The 19,408-nt window shown below is 70.3% G+C and carries 20 protein-coding genes; 14 read left to right on the top strand and 6 right to left on the bottom strand.

Annotated features, from left to right (window positions below; translation table 11 throughout):
* The first annotated feature begins 80 nt into the window (after nucleotides 1-80).
* The 4 genes from ABT324_RS21770 (at nucleotide 81) to ABT324_RS21755 (ending at nucleotide 4,444) form a co-directional block, all read left to right on the top strand.
* The gene (locus ABT324_RS21770; protein WP_351180456.1) at nucleotides 81-1,178 is read left to right on the top strand and encodes an ABC transporter permease; all 1,098 of its coding nucleotides are present in this window, start codon (nucleotides 81-83) and stop codon (nucleotides 1,176-1,178) included.
* On the top strand, nucleotides 1,175-2,437 hold the full coding sequence (locus ABT324_RS21765; RefSeq protein WP_351180454.1) for an ABC transporter permease: 1,263 nt from the start codon (nucleotides 1,175-1,177) through the stop codon (nucleotides 2,435-2,437). Before ABT324_RS21770 ends, ABT324_RS21765 begins: the two co-directional genes overlap by 4 nt.
* Entirely contained in the window at nucleotides 2,437-2,814 is a 378-nt protein-coding gene (locus ABT324_RS21760) for a cytidine deaminase (protein ID WP_351180451.1), read from the top strand. The genes ABT324_RS21765 and ABT324_RS21760 overlap by 1 nt, the downstream gene beginning before the upstream one ends.
* A gap of 346 nt (nucleotides 2,815-3,160) precedes the next feature.
* A complete protein-coding gene (locus tag ABT324_RS21755) occupies nucleotides 3,161-4,444 on the top strand; it encodes a thymidine phosphorylase (protein ID WP_502949781.1) in 1,284 nt (427 codons plus the stop codon).
* 76 nt (nucleotides 4,445-4,520) lie between these two features.
* On the opposite strand, the gene ABT324_RS21750 is transcribed toward ABT324_RS21755, so the two are convergent.
* On the bottom strand, nucleotides 4,521-5,714 hold the full coding sequence (locus tag ABT324_RS21750) for a hypothetical protein (RefSeq protein WP_351180448.1): 1,194 nt from the start codon (nucleotides 5,712-5,714) through the stop codon (nucleotides 4,521-4,523).
* Between the two features lie 324 nt (nucleotides 5,715-6,038).
* On the opposite strand from ABT324_RS21750, the gene ABT324_RS21745 reads away from it, so the two are divergent.
* The 3 genes from ABT324_RS21745 (at nucleotide 6,039) to ABT324_RS21735 (ending at nucleotide 8,781) form a co-directional block, all read left to right on the top strand.
* On the top strand, nucleotides 6,039-7,127 hold the full coding sequence (locus tag ABT324_RS21745) for an adenosine deaminase (protein WP_351180445.1): 1,089 nt from the start codon (nucleotides 6,039-6,041) through the stop codon (nucleotides 7,125-7,127).
* Nucleotides 7,128-7,250: 123 nt separating this feature from the next.
* On the top strand, nucleotides 7,251-8,009 hold the full coding sequence (locus ABT324_RS21740) for an IclR family transcriptional regulator (RefSeq protein ID WP_351180442.1): 759 nt from the start codon (nucleotides 7,251-7,253) through the stop codon (nucleotides 8,007-8,009).
* Between the two features lie 169 nt (nucleotides 8,010-8,178).
* Nucleotides 8,179-8,781, top strand: a complete 603-nt coding sequence (locus tag ABT324_RS21735) for an RNA polymerase sigma factor (protein WP_351180439.1) — start codon at nucleotides 8,179-8,181, stop codon at nucleotides 8,779-8,781.
* Nucleotides 8,782-8,930: 149 nt separating this feature from the next.
* On the opposite strand, the gene ABT324_RS21730 is transcribed toward ABT324_RS21735, so the two are convergent.
* The gene (locus ABT324_RS21730; RefSeq protein ID WP_351180436.1) at nucleotides 8,931-10,157 is read right to left on the bottom strand and encodes a SatS C-terminal domain-containing protein; all 1,227 of its coding nucleotides are present in this window, start codon (nucleotides 10,155-10,157) and stop codon (nucleotides 8,931-8,933) included.
* A gap of 257 nt (nucleotides 10,158-10,414) precedes the next feature.
* Between ABT324_RS21730 and ABT324_RS21725 the strand changes: the two genes are divergently transcribed.
* From ABT324_RS21725 to ABT324_RS21715, 3 genes are all read left to right on the top strand, one after another.
* Nucleotides 10,415-10,996, top strand: a complete 582-nt coding sequence (locus ABT324_RS21725) for an SMI1/KNR4 family protein (protein WP_351180433.1) — start codon at nucleotides 10,415-10,417, stop codon at nucleotides 10,994-10,996.
* 347 nt (nucleotides 10,997-11,343) lie between these two features.
* Nucleotides 11,344-11,697 (top strand): PadR family transcriptional regulator, encoded by a 354-nt coding sequence (locus tag ABT324_RS21720; protein WP_351180430.1) that lies wholly within the window; start codon nucleotides 11,344-11,346, stop codon nucleotides 11,695-11,697.
* Nucleotides 11,694-12,314: an HAAS signaling domain-containing protein gene (locus ABT324_RS21715; RefSeq protein ID WP_351180427.1), complete on the top strand. Its 621-nt coding sequence runs from the start codon at nucleotides 11,694-11,696 to the stop codon at nucleotides 12,312-12,314. Before ABT324_RS21720 ends, ABT324_RS21715 begins: the two co-directional genes overlap by 4 nt.
* A 359-nt stretch (nucleotides 12,315-12,673) precedes the next feature.
* Here the strand turns inward: ABT324_RS21715 and ABT324_RS21710 are convergent, their stop codons facing one another.
* Genes ABT324_RS21710 through deoC form a run of 3 tightly spaced genes read right to left on the bottom strand, consistent with a single transcriptional unit; the run spans nucleotide 12,674 to nucleotide 15,934 of the window.
* Entirely contained in the window at nucleotides 12,674-13,549 is an 876-nt protein-coding gene (locus ABT324_RS21710) for an aldehyde dehydrogenase family protein (protein WP_351180424.1), read from the bottom strand.
* Complete coding sequence (locus ABT324_RS21705; RefSeq protein ID WP_351180421.1) at nucleotides 13,542-14,981, bottom strand: aldehyde dehydrogenase family protein; 1,440 nt, start codon at nucleotides 14,979-14,981, stop codon at nucleotides 13,542-13,544. The genes ABT324_RS21710 and ABT324_RS21705 overlap by 8 nt, the downstream gene beginning before the upstream one ends.
* Nucleotides 14,981-15,934, bottom strand: a complete 954-nt coding sequence (gene deoC / locus ABT324_RS21700; protein ID WP_351180418.1) for a deoxyribose-phosphate aldolase — start codon at nucleotides 15,932-15,934, stop codon at nucleotides 14,981-14,983. The genes ABT324_RS21705 and deoC overlap by 1 nt, the downstream gene beginning before the upstream one ends.
* 91 nt (nucleotides 15,935-16,025) lie before the next feature.
* Between deoC and ABT324_RS21695 the strand changes: the two genes are divergently transcribed.
* Nucleotides 16,026-16,370, top strand: a complete 345-nt coding sequence (locus ABT324_RS21695) for a MerR family transcriptional regulator (RefSeq protein ID WP_351180415.1) — start codon at nucleotides 16,026-16,028, stop codon at nucleotides 16,368-16,370.
* A 265-nt stretch (nucleotides 16,371-16,635) separates the two neighbouring features.
* A complete protein-coding gene (locus tag ABT324_RS21690) occupies nucleotides 16,636-16,779 on the top strand; it encodes a hypothetical protein (RefSeq protein ID WP_351180412.1) in 144 nt (47 codons plus the stop codon).
* A gap of 38 nt (nucleotides 16,780-16,817) precedes the next feature.
* Here ABT324_RS21690 and ABT324_RS21685 read toward each other — a convergent pair whose 3' ends face one another.
* Entirely contained in the window at nucleotides 16,818-16,985 is a 168-nt protein-coding gene (locus tag ABT324_RS21685) for a hypothetical protein (RefSeq protein ID WP_351180409.1), read from the bottom strand.
* A 184-nt stretch (nucleotides 16,986-17,169) separates the two neighbouring features.
* Here ABT324_RS21685 and ABT324_RS21680 point away from each other — a divergent pair, with 184 nt between their 5' ends.
* Nucleotides 17,170-18,621: an alpha/beta hydrolase gene (locus ABT324_RS21680; protein WP_351180406.1), complete on the top strand. Its 1,452-nt coding sequence runs from the start codon at nucleotides 17,170-17,172 to the stop codon at nucleotides 18,619-18,621.
* Nucleotides 18,622-18,739: 118 nt separating this feature from the next.
* Nucleotides 18,740-19,378 carry a class I SAM-dependent methyltransferase gene (locus tag ABT324_RS21675; RefSeq protein WP_351180403.1) on the top strand — a complete coding sequence of 213 codons (639 nt, stop codon included), beginning with the start codon at nucleotides 18,740-18,742 and terminating at the stop codon, nucleotides 19,376-19,378.
* Nucleotides 19,379-19,408 lie beyond the last annotated feature (30 nt).

Below are 19,408 nucleotides of genomic sequence, written 5' to 3'. Positions count from 1 at the left end.
GCACCCGCGAAACGCGAGCCAACCCGGAAACGCAACCACCACTGCGCATCGCGGAGAGGCGGTACTGGAGGCGGTACGGCATGAGCAACTGGCGGACACGTCTGCTCCCGGCTGGGTTGGCGATCGTCTTCGCGGTGGTGCTGTGCAGCGCGGTGCTGCTGATCTCCGGGGCCAACCCCGTCGACACCCTGGGCGAGATGATCGCCCAGCTCGGGCGCGGCACCACCGCGGTGGACGTGGTCAACACCGCGGGCAGCTACTACCTGGTGGCCATCGCCGCGGCGATCGGGTTCCAGATGAACCTGCTCAACATCGGCATCGAGGGCCAGTACCGGCTGGGTGCCTGCGTGGCGGCGATCGTCGGCGGCGCGGTGAGCCTGCCGTTCGGCCTGCACGCGGCGCTGGTCGTCGCGGTCGGGGCGGTCACCGGCGCGCTGTGGTGCGGGATCGCCGCAGTGCTGAAGGTCTACCGCGGGGTGTCCGAGGTGATCTCCACGATCATGCTCAACACCCTGTCCATCGGCTTGATCGCCTACCTGGTGTCCACCTTCGGCGAGATGCGCGGGAACATGCAGGGCACCGCGCGCATCCCGGAGTCCGGCCAGGTGCCGGGCATCCCGCTGGGCGGTGCCGGGACGATGTTCGGGCTGGTGCTGCTGTCGGTGGCGGTGGGCGTTGGCTACGCGGTGCTGGTCGACCGCACCCGCTACGGCTTCCAGCTGCGCGCCTCGGGCCTGTCGCCGACCGCCGCGCTGGCCGGCGGGGTGGACTCCAAGCGCATGATCATGTCGGCGATGCTGGTCTCCGGTGCCGTCGCCGGGGTGGCCGGGCTGCCGGAGATCCTCAGCCGCGACCACACCTTCACCATCAACTTCCCGGCCGGGTACGGCTTCGCGGGCCTGGCCATCGCGCTGCTCGGCCGCAACCACCCGGTCGGCATCGCCTTCGGCGCGCTGCTGTGGTCCTTCCTGGACAAGAGCTCGTTGACGCTGGACAACATCGGGGTGCCGAAGGAGATCGTGACCATCCTGCAGGGCGCCATCGTGCTCTCCGTGGTGGTGGCCTACGAGCTGGTGCGCCGCCGCGAGCTCGCCGCCGAGCAGCGGCGGGTCGGGCGCGCGCTGGGCACTGCGACCGAAGCACCGGCCGCCGCCGGGACCGGAGGTGAGCGGGCATGACGACCGCGGTGACCGCGGAGCCGACGAAGGTTCCGCCGAAGCCCACCAGTCGCAAGGTGCCGGGCTGGGCGCGGGTGCTGCTGTGGGTGGCCGTCGCCTTCACGGCGGTGTCGATCACGTCCTACCAGACGGATGTGCCGCAGCTGACCTCGTCGGGCACCGTGCAGTCCGCGGTGCGGCTGGGCATCCCGATCCTGCTGGCCGCGCTGGGCGGCCTGTGGGCCGAGCGCGCCGGGGTCATCAACATCGGCCTGGAAGGCATGATGATCCTCGGCACCTGGGGCGGCGCCTGGGCCGGTTACCAGTGGGGGCCGGTGGCCGGGCTGGTCGCGGCGGCGGTGTTCGGTGCCCTGGGCGGCCTGGTGCACGCGATCGCGACGGTGACCTTCGGGGTCAACCACATCGTGTCCGGTGTGGCGATCAACCTGCTGGGGGCGGGGCTGGCGAAGTACCTCGCGACGCTGGTGTTCGAGCCGATCTCGCAGAACCCGCGGGAGTCGCCGCCGGTGCCGAAGTTCGACACCTACTCGGCGCAGCCGCTGGGCACCTGGTTGCAGGAGCTGGAGGACCTGCAGCGGGTGGGCATCTCCGACGCCGCGGGCATTCTCGGCGGCCTGGTCACCGGGGTGTCGCCGCTGACCATGCTGGCGTTCCTGCTGGTGCCGGTGAGCTACCTGGTGCTGTGGCGCTCGCCGTTCGGCCTGCGGCTGCGCTCCTGCGGGGAGAACCCGGTGGCGGCGGAGTCGCTGGGCGTCAACGTCTACCGGTACAAGTACCTGGCGGTGATCATCTCCGGTGCGCTGGCCGGGATCGGCGGTGCGGCCCTGATCCTCAACCCCGGCCAGGCGGGCTACCTGGAGGGCCAGACGAACAACCGCGGCTACATCGGCCTGGCGGCGATGATCTTCGGCAACTGGCGCCCGGGCGGTCTGCTCGGCGGCGCGGCGCTGTTCGGCTACTCCGACGGCCTCCAGCTGCGCAGCGGCGAGACCAGCGTGCACGCCCTGTTCTACGGTGCGACCCTGCTGCTCGTGGTGGTCGCGGCGGTCCAGGTGTGGCGGCGCAGCTGGTTCGCGGCAGGCCTGGCGCTGGTCGCCTCCGCGGTGATGTACGCGGTCTACTGGTACACCGACGAACTCCCCACGGAACTCACCGCCTACACCCCCCACCTGGTGACGCTGGTGGTCCTGGCGGTGGCCTCCCAGCGCCTGAGACCACCAGCGGCGAACGGCCTGCAGTACCGGAGGGGATCGGACTAGTGACCACCGTGGACTGGGATGCGCTACGAGCGGCGGCGGTTTCGGCCGCCGCCCTGGCGTACTGCCCGTACTCGAACCTCCAGGTCGGCGCGGCAGCCCTCTGCGACGATGGCCGGATCGTGACGGGCTGCAACGTGGAGAACGCCTCCTACGGCCTGACCCTCTGCGCAGAATGCACGATGGCAGGTCAACTCCGCCTGACCGGAGGAGGCAGCTTCACCGCGGTCGCCTGCAGGAGCGGGGAAGGGGACCTCCTGATGCCCTGCGGCCGCTGCCGCCAACTCCTCCAGGAACTGGGCGGCCCGAACTGCCTGGTGGACACCCCAGAAGGCCCCCTGCCCATGACCAGGGTCCTCCCCCACGCCTTCGAACTATGAACCCAACCTCACCCAGGGAACCCCAAGCCGCCCACCGCCGCAAAAACCGAACCAACCCCTGGTTCACCAAGGCAACGCTGCCGAACCTCACGCGATTTCGATTGAAATTGCCTCACCGCCCTTCCGCAGTGAGCATCGAGAACGACGGCAATTTCGATTGAAATCGCTGCACACCCAAACCCAACCCCCACCGCTGCGAACCCGAACACCAACCCCACCGGCTACCACCACCGCTCCCCAATCCCCACCCCCAGAACCCCAACATCACCCGTCCGAGGTGTATCTGTTCGGAAGGTTCGTCCCTCTATACAGATGAGAAGGTCCACAGCGAACCCTGGAGGCGGTCGTGCACTCTGCAGTTGATGTAATCCGGGCGAAGCGAGACGGCGGTCGCCTGACCGACGACCAGATCGACTGGGTCGTCGACGCCTACACGCGAGGCCAGGTCGCCGACGAGCAGATGGCTGCGTTGGCGATGGCGGTCCTGCTGCGCGGCATGACACCGGAGGAGACGGCGCGGTGGACGGCGGCGATGGTCGCCTCCGGTGAGGTGTTAGCGCTCGACTCGGTGCGCAAGCCCACTGTGGACAAGCACTCCACCGGCGGCGTCGGGGACAAGATCACCCTGCCGCTCACGCCGCTGGTCGCCGCGTGCGGGGCCGCCGTGCCGCAGCTGTCCGGGCGCGGGCTGGGGCACACCGGCGGGACGCTGGACAAACTGGAGTCCATACCGGGCTGGCGGGCGCAGCTCTCCGACGCGGAGGTGCGCGCGCAGCTGGACGACGTCGGTGCGGTGGTGTGCGCGGCGACGGAGGGCTTGGCCCCGGCGGACCGGAAGTTGTACGCGCTGCGCGACGTGACGGGCACCGTCGAGTCGATCCCGCTGATCGCCAGCTCGATCATGAGCAAGAAGGTCGCCGAGGGCGTGCAGTCGCTGGTGCTGGACGTCAAGTGCGGGTCCGGCGCGTTCATGAAGGACCTCGACCAGGCGCGGGAGCTGGCCACCGCGCTGGTGGACATCGGCACCGCCAGCGGCCTGCGCACCAGTGCGCTGATCACCGACATGTCCGTCCCGTTGGGACGAGCGGTGGGCAACGCGCTGGAGGTCGCGGAGGCGGTGGACGTGCTGCGCGGCGGTGGCCCGCCGGACGTCGTGGAGCTGACGCTGGCGCTGGCCCGCGAGATGCTCGACCACGCTGGGCTGTCCGATGTGGACCCGGCGGAGGCCTTGGCGGACGGCAGCGCCTACGACACCTGGCAGCGCATGATCAAGGCCCAGGGCGGCGACCCGGACGCGGAACTGCCCCGGGCGCGGCACGTCGACGTCATCACCGCGCCGGAGGGCGGGGTGCTGGCCGAGCTGGACGCCTTCGCCGTCGGCCTCGCGGCCTGGCGGCTCGGGGCCGGTCGAGCCCGCAAGGAGGACGACGTCGAGCACGCCGCCGGTGTGCTGTGCCTGGCGAAGCCAGGTGACCGCGTCACCGCGGGCCAACCGCTGCTGGAGCTGCATACCGACCGGCCGGAGGCGGTCCCCGCAGCGCGCGAGGCGTTGCGGGGCGCGTACGAGATCAGCGGCGCCGACCGGAGGTCGACGCCGCTGATTCTGGACCGGGTCACCGCCAGCACCTGACGAAGCCCTCGCGTGGCGGTTCCGCGGTCGCACCGCTACCGGCACCGCCACGCGAGGTGGGTCGACGGACCCCGACTCAGGCGCTCTCGGCGGTGAAGTCGTCTTCCCCGTCGGTAATCGCCTTGTCGGTGGTGTCGCGCTTGGCGCTCTTGGAGCGGCCGCGGCGCTGCTGGCGCGGGAGCGTGGTGGGCGGCGGCGGGGCCGACGGGGCGCTGCCGCCGAGGATCAGCTCCGCGAAGGTCGCCATGGCCTCGTCGAGCTGCCCGGCGTGGCGCCGCACGCTCTCCTCGTTCGCCTCGCGCACCATGGCGTTCAGCGCCTCGCTGTCCGGGCGCGACGAGAGCGTGCCCGACAGCTGCGTCAGGTTCTTCGACAGCGTTCCGCCGAGGTCGCCGAGACCGGTCTTGACGCCCTCCTCGACGGTTTCGAGGCGGTTGGTGAAGCCCTGCTCGACGGTGTCGATCCGGGTGTTGACGTTGTCCTCGACCTGGTCGAGGCGGGACGACACCTGGTCCAGCCGGTTGGTGAGCTGCTCCAGCCGGTCGGCCAGCTTGTCCAGCTTGTCGGTCGGGTCCACCGCGGGGCGGGCCGCGAGCTGGTCCAGCTTGGCGTCGAGCTGGTCGCGGGTGCCGGCGACCGCGTCGGCGAGCGTGCTCTGCGCGCTGCCGGTGGACTCGGTGACCGCGCGCTGCAGGGCCTCGCGGGTGCCGTCGAGGTGCTCGTGCACGCCCTCGTCGATCTCGGCGAAGCGGCCGCGCAGGCTGGTCTCCAGGGAGTCGATGCGCTCGCGCACCGGGCCGTGCACCGTCGCGGGCAGCGACTCCAGGCGGCCGTCCTGCTTGTCCAGGTGCAGGCCGAGCTCGTCCAGGCGCTTGTGGATGTGGCCGAGCTTGTCCTCCAGGCCGTCCATCCGGCCGACCACGCCGTCCATCCGCCCGGAGACCCCGTCGAGGCGGCCGTCGAGCTGGGCGAAGGGCTTGGCCAGCTTGTCCACCAGCCCGTCGACCGAGCCCTTGAGCTCGACGAGCGCACCGTCGTGCGCCTCGAGCTTGGCCAGCGCTTCGTCGAGTCGTTCGGCGAGCACGCTGACTTCGGTGCGGTCCGGCAGCTCGGACAATCGTTTCCGCACGGAACCCAGCGACTCCAGCGGGGAGAGCCGGGCGTGGATCTCGTCCAGGGCGTCGAAGATCTGCTGTTGTTCGCTCTCGCGGATCTCAGCCGCACGCGTGAGCATGTTCCGCATGCGGTCGAACGACATGTTCTCGGTCACGGCTAGGGGCGTCCTTCGTCGAGGGGAGGTGAGGACTCACCGAGCCTAGCCACTCACTTCCCGTGTTCCCAGGCACCCCCCGATGCATAGCGTGATTGCACATCGGGGTGTGACTCCATTTGGAGCAGCATTGTTCGACTGAAAAGTCCAGCCGACTCGCCGCTGATTGCTTTAAGCGTTGTGTTTGGGTCCATCTGGGTGAGTTTTGCAGTACGCGCATCCTGCGCCGACAACTTCCAGTAACTCCGAGTTCCCGAAGTTCCCACGAGGTTTTCGCTGGTAGCTGTCCGTGAGGCGCCCCTCGGCGCCCTGTAACGTGGATGCATGTCGACTCCGGTGAACCTGAACACCATCCGGCAGGCGCCCAAGGTGCTGCTGCACGACCACCTCGACGGTGGGCTGCGGCCGCAGACCGTGATCGATCTGGCGCAGGCTGCCGGGTACTCCGAACTGCCCCACGAAGACGCCCTTGCGCTGGGAAACTGGTTCCGGGAGGCGGCGGACTCCGGATCGCTGGAGCGCTACCTGGAGACCTTCGCGCACACCGTGGCGGTGATGCAGACCGAGGAGGCGCTGGCCCGGGTCGCGGCGGAGTGCGTCGAGGACCTGGCCGACGACGGCGTGGTGTACGCCGAGGTCCGCTACGCCCCGGAGCTCTTCCAGGACGGCGGGCTGACGCTGGACCAGGTCGTGCAGGCGGTCCAGGACGGGTTCCGGGAAGGCGAGCGGCGCGTCGCGGCGGCCGGGAAACGTATCCGAATCGGTACCTTGCTGTGCGCGATGCGGCAGAACGCGCGGTCGTTGGAAATCGCCGAGCTCGCGGTCCGTTACCGGGATGCCGAAGTCGTCGGCTTCGACATTGCCGGGCCGGAAGCCGGGTTCCCGCCCACCCGGAACCTGGACGCCTTCGAATACCTCCGCCAGCAGAACGCGCACTTCACGATCCACGCTGGTGAGGCGTTCGGGCTCCCGTCGATCTGGGAGGCCATCCAGCACTGCGGCGCGGAACGGCTCGGGCACGGCGTCCGCATCGTCGACGACATCAAGGTTGACGAGGACGGCTCGGTGCACCTGGGGCGGTTGGCGTCCTACGTGCGAGACCGGCGGATCCCGCTGGAGATGTGCCCGTCGTCGAACCTGCAGACCGGGGCGGCCAGGTCGATGGCCGAGCACCCCATCGGGCTGCTGGCCAAGCTGCGCTTCCGGGTCACGGTGAACACCGACAACCGGTTGATGAGCCACTGCTCGATGTCGGGCGAGTTCGCCCTGCTGCACGAGGCCTTCGGCTACGGCTGGGAGGACATGCAGTGGTTCACGGTGAACGCGATGAAGTCCTCGTTCATCGGTTTCGACGAGCGGTTGGAGCTGATCAACGACGTGATCAAGCCCGGTTACGCGGCGCTGCTGGGCTGATCGGCCGCCGCGCGTCGTCGGTTCAGGGGTGCGCGAGCGGCGTGGGCGGTGGATACTGCCAGGTCTGAACGCGATTCACGTATGGCGCGGGGACGGCGGACCACACATTGCCGGGAGGGAACGGTGGCACGCGGTGGCGAACCAACGCTGATCACGTCGGTGCAGCGCGCGCTCCGGCTGCTGGAGGCGGTCAGCGAGCAGCCTTCCGGGACGACGGCGAAGCACCTGTCCAGGAGGACCGGGATCGCCTTGCCGACCACCTACCACCTGCTGCGCACCCTGGCGCACGAGGGATACCTCGAGAAGCTCGACGACGGCGCGTTCATCATCGGCGAGCAGGTCGCCGGGTTGCACTCGGCTGCGCAGGACCAGGGCGTGCGCAGCCGGATCCGCTCGGTGATGGGCGAACTGCGCGACGACCTGAACGCGGCGGTCTACCTGGCCCGGTACGACGAGGGCGAGGTGGTGGTGACCGACATCGTGGACAGTTCCCGCACCCCGCGGGTGGACACCTGGGCGGACTTCAAGGAGGCCGCGCACGCCACGGCGATCGGCAAGTGCCTGCTGTCCGGGCTGAGCCGGGCCGAGCGGGCGGACCACTTCGACCGCTACCCGCCCGCGGACCTCACCCCGCGCACCATCACCCGGATCCGCGACCTCATCGACAGCCCGGAGCACCCGGTGGTCACCGACTCCGAGGAGTACTCGCTGGGCACCGCGTGCATGGCCGCGCCGGTCCTGGGCACCGGTTCGCCGATGACGCTGGCGATCTCCTTCCCGGCCCGCAAGCTCACCGGCACCGGTGCCTTCGTGCCGCCGCTGCGCGCGGCCGCCGGGGAGATCTCGCAGGCGCTCGCGCTCACTGGCCCCACGGCTGGGTGACGTTCGAGAGTGGACTTCCGCTCCACCTGCGAGCAATCACTATCTGAAATATTCCACCTTGTCCGATGCCAGCCGTTTCGCAAGCATCTTGCACAGCGGGGGCGTATTCGGTGAGGGGCGTCAGCCCCCTCAGCGACGTCCCTCACCGGTGCAAAGGCTGAGGGGAACCATGTACGCGGGCGACGACGGAGCTCTGCTCGAAGCGGTTCGAACCGGGTCGTCCGAGGCGTTCGCCGAGCTGTACGACCGGCACCGCGCGGCGGCGCGGACGATGGCCAAGCAGGTCGCACCGACAGCGGCCGATGTGGACGACCTGGTGGCCGAGGCGTTCGCGAACGTCCTGGACGTCATCAAGCGCGGCGGCGGACCGGGCACTGCGTTCCGCGCCTACCTGCTCACCACCATCCGGAACCTGGCCGCGGCGGCGACCACCCGCGACCGCCGGGTGCACCTGGTCGCCGAGCTCGACGGCTTCCGCCGGGACGAGTCCCAGCCGTTCGTCGACCCGGCGGTGGCCGAACTGGAGCGGAACCTGGTCAAGCAGGCCTTCACCCGGCTGCCCCGCCGCTGGCGCCACGTCCTCTGGTACGTGGAGGTGGAGAACCAGACCCCGGCAGAGGTCGGCAAGCGCTTCGGCATCAGCCGCAACAGCGCGGCTGCGCTGACCTACCGAGCCCGCAAGGGCCTCCGGGAGGCCTACACCCAGGTCTGCCGAGGAGAACCCACCCAACGCCGCCTCGCCGCCCCAGGCCAACTCCTGGCAGCAGCCTGACAGAACCCCCCATGGCGCGTGCTCGGGTGGGTGAGCGTGGCCCCGGGCACCTCCGGCGTGGGGTGTCCCGGGGTGGAGCCTCGGTGTGGAGGTGCGAGTTCCATTGGTTTGGTTGCGCGATCTCGGTGGAACTCGCGTTGGGACGGGTGTCAGTGGGTGCGGAACCGGTCTTCGAGGGATTCGACGAGCTTGCGCCAGGACTCGACCTCGGCGTCGAAGGGGCCGCTCGGGGGCAGGCGGTTCGGGCTGGGGCGCAGGACGAACGAGACCAGCCAGCCGAGCCGCTCCGAGGGCTGGAGCGCCTTCTCCACGCTGTTGTCGTCCGCCCAGGCCGCCGCGTCCATCAGCAGCTCCTCGGCCAGGTCCAGTTGCGTCGGGTCGACTTCGGACGGTCCGGCGCCGAGGTCGGTGTCCAGGCCGGTCAGCACGTAGGTGTTGTCGTCGTCGACCTCCACCTCGAGCTCACCAGCGGTCGCCTTCTCCCGCACCTGCGCCCAGGTCGACACGCGCTCCAGGTCGGTACCGGCCACCGCCTCGTCGTCGGCGATGAACCGGGCCAGCGCGCGGGGGCTGCCGAACACGTCGATCTTGCCGCTGCTGCCGAGGAACACCGGGTCGTCGTCGAGGTAGCAGCGCAGCGAGTAGTGCTCGCCGGTGCTGGTGATGATGCGGATCGGGTCGATCCCGACCTCGCCCCAGAACCCGAGGTCGACCTCCTCGATCTCGTCCACGTCGGATTCGTCGGAGGTGTCCGCGGGGTCCTCGGCATCGGCCTCCAGCGCCTCGGCCAGCTCGGCTTCGGCGGTGGCGACCGCGTCGGCCGGGACCTCCGGGGTGGTGACCACGGCGTCGATGGCGTCCAGCAGCTCGTCCCAGCGCTCCACGACGACCTTGCACAGCTCGGTCCAGCGGCGCTGCCCGTCCTTGCCGGTGAAGGCGAAGGTGCCCTGGTCGAGCAGGCCGAAGCCGTCCGCGGAGTCCAGGACCTCGTGCACCACGTCCAGCTCGCAGACGTCGGCCAGCGAGCGGGCGATCTCGACGATGTCGGCGAGCTCGCCGACAGTCCAGGTGTCCAGCGGTTCGGCCACCAGCTCCGGCACCCCGACCAGGTCGTACTGGTGGTCCTCGTCCGGGCTCAAGTCCTCGGCGGCGAGCTGCGGCACCACGTGCCACGCCGGGTGGTCGTCGAGGTCGTGCTCCTCAGCGGTGCGCACGAACGCCGCGAGGTGCGCGGGGTCGGGGAACCCGTAGAGGTCGTCCTCGTGCCCGAGGAACGCTTCCCACTCCTCGCCGTCCTCGCGCCACCGCGGTGCCCACAGGGTGACGACGTCGCCCTGCGGCAGCCCGAGCTCGATGGGGACGATGTCCTGCGCCATCTCTCTACCTCCGGTCACCGAACCAGACCTCGCGGAAGCCTACGGGCTGCCCGTTCGCAGCGTGTTCCCCGGTCCGGCTGTCACCGTATCGAGTCCGCGGTGTGCAACGGTCGACGGAACAATTCGTAACGATCAGTCGTCGGGCTGGTGATCACGTCCCAACGGCGTTGGGCTGTTCGGCTCAGCGCCTGCCCGGGAGGGGGCGAGGTCACCTTTGGCGGTACCCCTGCGGGGGTTCCCCGTCGATCATGAACGGAATGGATGTCACGGAGCTGTGGACCGAGATCGTGCGCTGGCTCGCCGAGCACGCCCCGGTCACCGCAGCTGCCCTGCGCCCGCCCGTGCCACCTCCGGACCTGGCGGAGCTGGAGGCGGAGTTCGCCGTCGAGCTGCCCGTTGAACTGCGCGACCTGTGGTTGTGCTGCGGGGGCACCGACGTGGACGTGCTCGCCGACGTCCTGCCGCCGTTCTACACGCCGTACGGCGCGGCCGAGGCGCTCCAGGCGTGGCGCGACCACCGCAAGCACTGGGCTGCGCAGTGGGAGCGCCCGGCCTGCGACTACTACGCGGGATCGCCGGGTTCGAGCTTCCACCCGGCCTGGATCCCGATCGCCGGTGACGGTTTCGCCGACGAGCTGGTGGTGGACCTGCGCCCGGGCCCGCTGCACGGCTGCGTCCTGGAGTGGGAGCAGGAGGCCGCGCAGGTGCTGCGCCCAGAGTGGATGGGAGTCGCGGCGATGCTCTCCGACGTCCGCCGCGCCCTGACCCAAGGCGCCCCAGCGGGCCACAGCTACCCAACGGTCACCGAGGACGGCCGCCTCGACTGGCAGATCCGCTGACCCCGCCAGCCCCGGTGCTCCGCAGTTTCAATTGAAACTGCGACCCCCACGCACGACGAATCGCAGTTTCAATTGAAACTTCGGCCCCTGCCGCGGCCGTTCACAGTTTCAGTTGAAACTGTGACTTCGGGTGCGCGGGTGGACCACAGTTTCAACTGAAACTGTAGATCCGGGGCGGGAGGGGCTGGCGGTCGCGGGTTCGGGTGGCGGGTCGGCTTGTCGGGTTGGTGGTCGTGCCTAACCCTCTCGTGGTCGTGGTCGTGGTCGTGGTCGTGGTCGTGCCGGTGAAGTGGGTGAGTGTGACCCACTAGTTTGTGACGCCTACTAGTTGGTGTTACCTTGTTGGCATGGCGGACAGGGCGATCTCGGGGCGGCAGGCGCAGTGGCTGCGCGGTGTGCTCGACCTCGCCGTGCTGGCGTTGCTGGCGGAGGGCGGCGAGGGCTACGGGTACACGCTGCTGCAGCGGCTGGCCGAGGCCGGTTTGCCGGGGATGAAGGCCGGGACGCTGTACCCGCTGCTCAACCGGCTCGCGGCCGATGGGCTGCTGAGCGCCGAGTGGCGGGCTGGGGAAGGCGGACCCGGGCGGAAGTTCTTCGCGCTCACCGACGAGGGGCGCGCGGTGCTCGCCGAACAGGGGCCGAAGTGGGTCGAGTTCGCGAGGAACTCGATCTCCGTGGTGGAACGAGGGGTGCAGTCGTGATGACGTTGGACGCGAAGTACCGGGACGAGCTGCTGATCGCGCTGCGGTTGCACGAGATCTCCGGCGAGCGCGTCGGCGAGGTGCTGGCCGAGGTCGAGGCGCACGTGCGGGAGACCGGGGAGGACCCGGTGGAGGCCTTCGGCCGCCCCCGCGAGTACGCGGCACAGGTCGCCGAGCAGCTGGACAGCAGCACTGGGAAGCGCACGTCGCTGGAGGTCGCGATCAGCGCGCTGGCGACCGCGGCGCTGGTCATGTTCGGCTCGGACTTCCTGCTGGACGCGCTGTTCGAGAGCGCGGACCTGATCGCCTACACGCTGAAGGACACCGTTGCCCTGGTGTCCCTGCTGGTACTGATCGTGGCCGGGGTGATGCTGGCGTTCAAGGCCTACACCGCGAAGCGGGGGAACAAGGTCTACGGGGCTGCGGCGATCGGGGCGTTCGCCCTGGGGATCGTGGCGCAGTTCGCGTCCGCCCGGCTCTTCGACGACGTGGCGCCGCTGTACGAGCTGCCGCGCTGGGCTGCGGTCGTGCTCGGTGTCGTGGCGTTGGCAGGGGCCATCACGCTCCTGGTCCAGGCCACCCGCCGAGGCCGCGTGGTCTACCCGACGATCAACTGATCCTGGGGTCTGGGGGGCCCGCGATTCCCATGGGAACCAGACCTCTGACTTCCATGGAAATCGCACTCCATCGGCGTGTCGCCCCGCGGCACGCCGATGGACCGTCTGGAACCCCCGCGACTTCGGTGGAAGTCGGGTCTCTGGTTTCGACGGAACTTGCGGTCCGTCGGTCCCCGATGCGCCGGTGGCGTGTCTGGGACCCGCGACTTCGGTGGAAGTCGGATGTCTGGTTTCGACGGAACTGCGGTTCGTCGGGGTGTTGGGGGCATGACGTGTCGTATGACCCGCAACTTCGGGGGAGGCTGAACGGTTCCCTCGAAGTTGCGGGCGCGGGGCGCGGCACCGGGGGCGTGGTTGGGTCAGGTGCCGATGGGGTGCCAGACGGTTTTCAGTTCGGTGAAGGCCCTGAGGCGTTGGAGGTTGGGTTCCGTCGTCCAGTCGGGGTCGCCGCCTCGGACCGGGAGGACCCGCTTCACCGTGTTCGCCGCCGTGCGGGCCAGGTCCGGGCGGAGGTCTTCGGGAGCTCCGGTGGGGTCCAGGGCGTTCACGTCGGCGTGCGAGGCCAGCCAGGGGCCGAGTTCGGCTGCTCGGCCGGTCAGGATGTTGACCACGCCGCCGGGGACGTCCGAGGTGGCCAGCACCTCGGCGAAGGTCACCGCGGGCAACGGGCGGTCCGCGCTGGCCACCAGCACGCAGGTGTTCCCGGCCGCCAGGACGGGGGCCACCACGCTGATCAGGCCGAGCAGCGCGGAGTCCTGCGGGGCGAGGACGCCGACCACGCCGGTCGGTTCCGGGACGCTGAACGAGAAGTACGGTCCGGCCACCGGGTTCGCCGCGCCGAGCACCGTCGAGATCTTGTCCGTCCAGCCCGCGTACCAGACCACCCGGTCGATCGCGGCGTCCACGGTGGAGTTGGCGCGCTCGGTGGACAGGCCTTCGGCGGCGGCGACCTCGGCGGCGAACTGGTCGCGCCGCCCCTCCAGCACCTCGGCCACCCGGAACAGCACCTGGCCCCGGTTGTAGGCCGTCGCGCCGGACCAGCCGGGGAACGCCTTGCGCGCGGCGGCGACCGCGTCGCGGACGTCCTTGCGGGACGCGTGCGCGGCGTTGGCCAGGAACTGTCCGTCCGCGCCATGCACCGGGTAGACCCGGCCGGATTCCGAGCGCGGGAACTTCCCGCCGATGTAGAGCTTGTAGGTCTTGGCCACGGCCAGCCGCTCCGGGATGTCAGACATCGAGGTACGCCTCCAAACCGGCCCGGCCGCCCTCGCGGCCGAATCCGGACTCCTGGTAGCCGCCGAACGGGGCGGTCGGGTCGAAGCGGTTGAAGGTGTTGGCCCACACCACGCCGGCCCGCAGCTGCTGCGCCGCCCACAGGATCCGCGAGCCCTTCTCCGACCAGATCCCGGCGGACAGCCCGTACGGGGTGTTGTTCGCCTTGGCGATGGCCTCGGCCGGGGTGCGGAAGGTCAGCACCGACAGCACCGGGCCGAAGATCTCCTCGCGGGCGATCCGCATGGACTGCTGCACGTCGGAGAACACCGTGGGGGAGAAGAAGAACCCGCGTTCCGGCAGCGGGCACGGGCTGGTCCAGCGCTGTGCGCCCTCGACGTCCCCGCTGTTGACCAGTTCGGTGATCTTGGCCAGCTGCTCGGCGGAGTTGATCGCGCCGACGTCGGTGTTCTTGTCCAGCGGGTCGCCGACCCGCAGCGTCCGTACCCGCGCCCGCAGCTTCTCCAGCAGCTCCTCGGCGATCGACTCCTGCACCAGCAGCCGCGAGCCCGCGCAGCAGACGTGGCCCTGGTTGAAGAAGATGCCGTTCACGATGCCCTCGACGGCCTGGTCCAGCGGGGCGTCGTCGAACACGATGTTGGCGGCCTTGCCACCGAGTTCCAGGGTGAGCTTCTTGCCGGTGCCCGCGACGGTGCGCTGGATCTGCTTGCCGACCGCGGTGGAGCCGGTGAACGCGACCTTGTCGACGTCGGGGTGGGCGACCAGCGCGGCGCCGATGTCCCCGGCGCCGGGGACGATGTTGACCACGCCCGGCGGCAGCCCGGCCTGCTGGCAGATCTCGGCGAACACCAGCGCGCTGAGCGGGGTGGTCTCGGCGGGCTTGAGCACCACGGTGTTGCCGCAGGCCAGCGCGGGGGCGATCTTCCAGGCCAACATCAGCAGCGGGAAGTTCCACGGGATGACCTGCCCGGCCACGCCGAGCGGCCGCGGGTCCGGGCCGTACCCGGCGTGGGCGAGCTTGTCCGCCCAGCCCGCGTGGTGGAAGAAGTGCGCCGCGGCGGTCGGGATGTCGGCGTCGCGGGACTCCTTGATGGGCTTGCCGTTGTCCAGCGTCTCCAGCACGGCGAGCTCGCGGCCGCGCTCCTGGATCAGCCGGGCGATGCGGAACAGGTACTTCGCGCGCTCGGTGCCTGGCATCCGCGACCAGGTCCGCTCGTAGGCGCGCCGGGCCGCCCGCACCGCGGTGTCCACATCGGATTCGTCGGCGCTGCTGACCTCGGCGAGCACCTCCTCGGTGGCCGGGTTGGTGCTCTTGAGCGGCTCGCCCCCGCCGTCGGTGAACTCACCGTCGACGAACATCTGGTAGCTGGGTCTGAGGTTCGCGATGTCCCGCGATTCCGGGGCTGGCGCGTACTCCCAGGGGCTTTCGGTCATCAGTCCACCGCCACGTGGTCGGGGCCGCTGTAGTGGCCGTCGAGCTGGGTGCGTCGCTGCATCAGCAGGTCGTTGAGCAGGCTGGACGCGCCGAAGCGGAACAGGTCCGGGGTGAGCCACTCCGGTCCGGCAACCTCGTGCACGGCCACCAGGTAGCGGATCGCGTCCTTGGTGTTGCGGATGCCGCCCGCCGGTTTGACCCCGCGCAGTTCGCCGGTGGCGTCGCGCCAGTCGCGGACCGCCTGCAGCATCAGGTGCGTCACGGGCAGGGTCGCGGCGGGGGAGACCTTGCCGGTGGAGGTCTTGATGAAGTCGCCCCCGGCCAGCAGCGCCAGCCAGGACGCCCGGCGCACGTTGTCGAGGGTGGCGAGCTCACCGGTCTCCAGGATCACCTTCAGGTGGGCCCGGCCGCAGGCCTGCTTGACGGCCTGGACCTCCTCGAAGACCTGCCCGTACCGGCCGGACAGGAACGCGCCGCGGTCGATCACCATGTCGATCTCGTCGGCGCCGGCGGCCACCGCGTACTCCACGTCGGCGAGCTTGACCGCCCGCGCCGCGCGACCCGAGGGGAACGCGGTGGCGACCGAGGCGACGTGGATGCCGGTGCCGTCCAGTTCCCGCACCGCGGTGGCGGCGAGGTCGGAGTACACGCAGACGGCGGCGACCGGTGGGGTGTCCGGCCGCTCCGGGTCGGGTCGGCGGGCCTTGGCGCACAGCGCGCGCACCTTGCCCTCGGTGTCGGCGCCTTCCAGCGTGGTCAGGTCGACCATGGAGATCGCGGTGTCGATCGCCCAGCGCTTGGCGTCCTTCTTGATGCTCCGGGTGGCGAGCCCGGCGGCCCGCTGCTCCAGCCCGACCTGGTCGACACCGGGTAGGCCGTGCAGGAACCGCCGCAGCGACCGGTCATCCCGGACCGCGTCGGCGAGCTCGGACGAAGTCGGCGACTGTGCCATGCCGGGGAGTCTAAGCGGCCTGGCCACCGCGCCGCCGGGCCTGGAGTGATCACGCCACCCGGCATACTGGTTGGGACGAACGGAGTGTGGCGTGCTGATCGGAGAACTGGCGCGGATCAGCGGTGTCGATGCGCGCTTGCTGCGGTACTACGAGTCGCAGGGGCTGCTGGAGCCCCGGCGGGGCGCGAACGGCTACCGCGAGTACGACGAGGACGCGGTGGTGGTGGTCCGGCAGATCCGGGCCCTGCTGGACGCGGGGCTGTCCACCGAGGTGATCCGCGCGGTGCTGCCGTGCGCGCGTGGTGAGCTGCCGGAGTTCGAGTGGTGCGTCGACGTGCGGGAAATCCTGGACCGGGAGCTGGCGATCGCCGAGCAGCGGATCGCCGACCTGCAGCGCAGCCGCAGCACCCTCGCTGGCTTCCTCGGGAAGCCTTGACCACCGCGGCGGTGGCCCACCGCGGGCTCTGGACGCGCTCCTCGTGAACCGCAGTTTCAATTGAAACTGCGATTTGGTGTGGGGCGGGTTCGCAGTTTCAATTGAAACTGCGGCCTGCCTGGAGGTGGGGAGCACGGTTGAGCCGCGTGTGCGCCTCTGGCGCGTGCTCCTCGATTGCGATGGTGTAGTCGCCGTCCGAACCGGGGGCGTCGTCGACGATTCGGGACTTGTTCCCCGAAGCCGCCGGGCCTTCGGGGATGACGGCTTGCGCCTTGCTCGTGGTGAGCCGTTCCGGGTGCTGGTCCTCCCAGCAGCGCTGACCCTGCTGGGCCGAGCGGCCTGGTGGCCGTGGAAGCCGCGCGAGCACGAGGAACCCCCGACCGTCCGCACCCCGCAGCCGGTCAGCTGAGCGAGGTCCGTGAGCACTCCGCGGAGTGCTCACGGACGTCACCGGGCGGCGGCGTGCCGGTGGGCGGTCGCCGCGGTGCGGGGTGGTGCCCCGGTCGAGGTGCGCTGCTCCTCCGACGGTTCGGCGATCTCCAGCAGCCGCGCCTCGCCCCCGAGCTCGTGGCCTCCAGCACGGCAGTGCCGGAGATCAGCTCGTACAGCGCACATGCGGCGCTCTCCACCAAGCTAGAGGTGGGCTCGCGCGCCGTGGAGTGGTCGCACTCTTGGACAATCCCGACTCCTGCAACGCGTACTGACGCGAGCGGCGGAACCGGATGCTCCGAACGCGCCGCCCGGAGCGAACTCCGATCACTAGCCTCGTGATCGCCAACGGCTCACACGAGGAGATCTGGTGCGTAGAATTCCGTTGTACGCGGCGGCATCTGCCGCGCTCGTGCTGTCCTCGCTGACCGGCGCGCAACCCGCGCTGGCAGCCGACCTCGTCTGGGAACCCTGCGGCGGGCAGCAGGGCGAGTGCACGACCGTGGAAGTCCCGCTCGACTGGGAGGACCCCGGCGGGGAGAAGATCGAGATCGCGGTCGGGCGATTACCCGCCACCGAACCGCAGAACCGCATCGGCGTGCTGTTCGCCGCGCCGGGCGGACCGGGTGCGTCTGGCGTGGACATGTACATCGACAGCCCCGACCCGCTGTCCATCGGCGAGCTGCGCAAGCGCTTCGACATCGTCAGCTGGGACCAGCGAGGTGTGGTGCGCAGCAGCGAGATCCGATGCAGCGCCGACGCGCTGGCGCAGAAGCCGACGGACTTCCCGGAGGACGAGCAGGAGTACCAGGCGCTGCTGGACTACAACGCCGCGATCGCCGAGGACTGCCGGAACAACACCGGACCGGCCTTCGGCCGCGTCGACACCGTCAGCGCGGTCCGCGACCTCGACGCGATCCGGGAGGCGCTGGGCGAGGAGCAGCTGAACTTCTACGGCGCGTCCTACGGCACGCAGGTCGGTCAGCAGTACGCGGAGCTGTTCCCGAACCGGGTGCGGTCGATGGTCCTCGACTCGAACATGGACCACAGCATGCGCTCCGGAGGCGACTACATCGCGACGACCACCGAGGACCAGGAAGGCGCGTTCAATGCCTTCGCGGACTGGTGCGAGCGCACGCCGAACTGCGCGCTGAACGGAACCGACGTCCGCGCGCTGTGGGCCGACCTGCACGCCCGGGCCGAGGCCGGGACGCTGATCGACCCGGCCAACGGCAAGCCGCTCAGCGCGGAGTTCCTCCGCCGCGAGCTCAAGGCCGCCATGTACGCGCCGGAGGAGCGGTGGTTCCCGCTCGCGGAGCGGTTCCACGCGCTGGACGGCGGAGGCCCGGCGGTGGCCGCGCTGGCCGCCCCGGAGGAGTTGGCGCAGAACTCCTACCAGGCGATCTGGTGCGACGACTGGCGCTGGGACGTCGGCAGCTTCGCCGAGGTGCAGGGCTACCGGGAGCGCGCGGAGCAGCTGGCCCCGCAGACGAAGCTCTCCCCGTTCTGGAGCGACGTGGCGACCTGCCTGAACTGGCCCGAGGAGGTCAGCAACCCCCAGCACGAGCCGGTGATCGCGGGCACGCCGCCGATCCTGCTGGTCACGGCCAAGTACGACGTGGCGACGCCGAACGCCTGGAACCGGACGGTGGCGGAGCAGATCGACAACTCGGTGCTGCTGCACTACGACGGCATCGGCCACGGCCAGTACTACCACAGCCCGTGCGTGGCGGATCACGTCAACGACTACGTGACGACGCTGCGCACGCCCGAACCCGACACGCACTGCGAAGCGGTCTGGCCGACCGCCCCGGCGGGCTGACGGGTCACGTCGGCGGAAGTGGCGGTTTCGCGGTGCCTGCGAAGTCGCCACTTCCCCGGCGCGGCGCGAGCTCCGGCAGAATGGCGCGGGACCGGGGACTTTACTCGATGGAGGCTCGGTGATCCAACTCCCGCAGGCGTTGTTGTGGGACCACAACTCGCACTACCACCCGTGGTTGCTGCGGCAGGTGCCGCAGCGCAGCGCGCGGGCGCTCGACGTCGGGTGCGGGACCGGCGCGTTCGCCCGGCAGCTCGCGGCGAGGGTGGAGCACGTCGACGCGGTGGACGTCTCGGCCGAGATGGTCGAGGCCGCCAAGGGCGCGTCGAACCCGCCCAACATCAGGTGGGCCCGCGCGGACCTACTGGACCCCGAACTCGCCCTGGACCCCGAGGGCTACGACGTGGTGACGGCGATCTCGAGCCTGCACCACATGCCGCTGCGCCCGGCGCTGACCAAGCTCGCCGAGCTGGTGCGCCCGGGCGGAACCCTCGCCGTGGTCGGCCACTACCGCAAGGAGACGGCGGTGGACTTCGCCCTGGACGCGGTGACGCTCCCAGCGAACGCGGCCGTCGGCGTCTGCAAGGCAGCCCGCGGCCGAGCGGGCAAGCCCCACGACGACGGCATGCCGGTCAAGGACCCGGTGGACACCCTGGTGGACATCCGCGCAGCAGCGGCAGAGCTCCTCCCCGGAGCGGCCGTGCGACGCCGCCTCTTCTGGCGAGTCACCCTCCACTGGCGCAAACCCAAGGGGTCGTGAGTGCGTAACAGTGTTCGAACACTGTTACGC

It is taken from the genome of Saccharopolyspora sp. NPDC000359, from assembly GCF_040300525.1.
Taxonomy (GTDB): domain Bacteria; phylum Actinomycetota; class Actinomycetes; order Mycobacteriales; family Pseudonocardiaceae; genus Saccharopolyspora.
This window is presented reverse-complemented; position numbering and strand designations above follow the sequence as displayed.

Excerpts from the sequence above, each read along its gene's own strand:
- ABT324_RS21720 (WP_351180430.1), top strand. The coding sequence starts at position 11,344 with ATGGCGGACAGGGCGATCTCGGGGCGGCAGGCGCAGTGGCTGCGCGGT.
- ABT324_RS21745 (WP_351180445.1), top strand. The coding sequence starts at position 6,039 with ATGTCGACTCCGGTGAACCTGAACACCATCCGGCAGGCGCCCAAGGTG.
- ABT324_RS21765 (WP_351180454.1), top strand. The coding sequence starts at position 1,175 with ATGACGACCGCGGTGACCGCGGAGCCGACGAAGGTTCCGCCGAAGCCC.
- ABT324_RS21770 (WP_351180456.1), top strand. The coding sequence starts at position 81 with ATGAGCAACTGGCGGACACGTCTGCTCCCGGCTGGGTTGGCGATCGTC.
- ABT324_RS21730 (WP_351180436.1), bottom strand. The coding sequence starts at position 10,157 with ATGGCGCAGGACATCGTCCCCATCGAGCTCGGGCTGCCGCAGGGCGAC.
- ABT324_RS21710 (WP_351180424.1), bottom strand. The coding sequence starts at position 13,549 with ATGTCTGACATCCCGGAGCGGCTGGCCGTGGCCAAGACCTACAAGCTC.
- ABT324_RS21705 (WP_351180421.1), bottom strand. The coding sequence starts at position 14,981 with ATGACCGAAAGCCCCTGGGAGTACGCGCCAGCCCCGGAATCGCGGGAC.
- ABT324_RS21685 (WP_351180409.1), bottom strand. The coding sequence starts at position 16,985 with ATGTGCGCTGTACGAGCTGATCTCCGGCACTGCCGTGCTGGAGGCCAC.
- ABT324_RS21725 (WP_351180433.1), top strand. The coding sequence starts at position 10,415 with ATGGATGTCACGGAGCTGTGGACCGAGATCGTGCGCTGGCTCGCCGAG.
- deoC (WP_351180418.1), bottom strand. The coding sequence starts at position 15,934 with ATGGCACAGTCGCCGACTTCGTCCGAGCTCGCCGACGCGGTCCGGGAT.
- ABT324_RS21735 (WP_351180439.1), top strand. The coding sequence starts at position 8,179 with ATGTACGCGGGCGACGACGGAGCTCTGCTCGAAGCGGTTCGAACCGGG.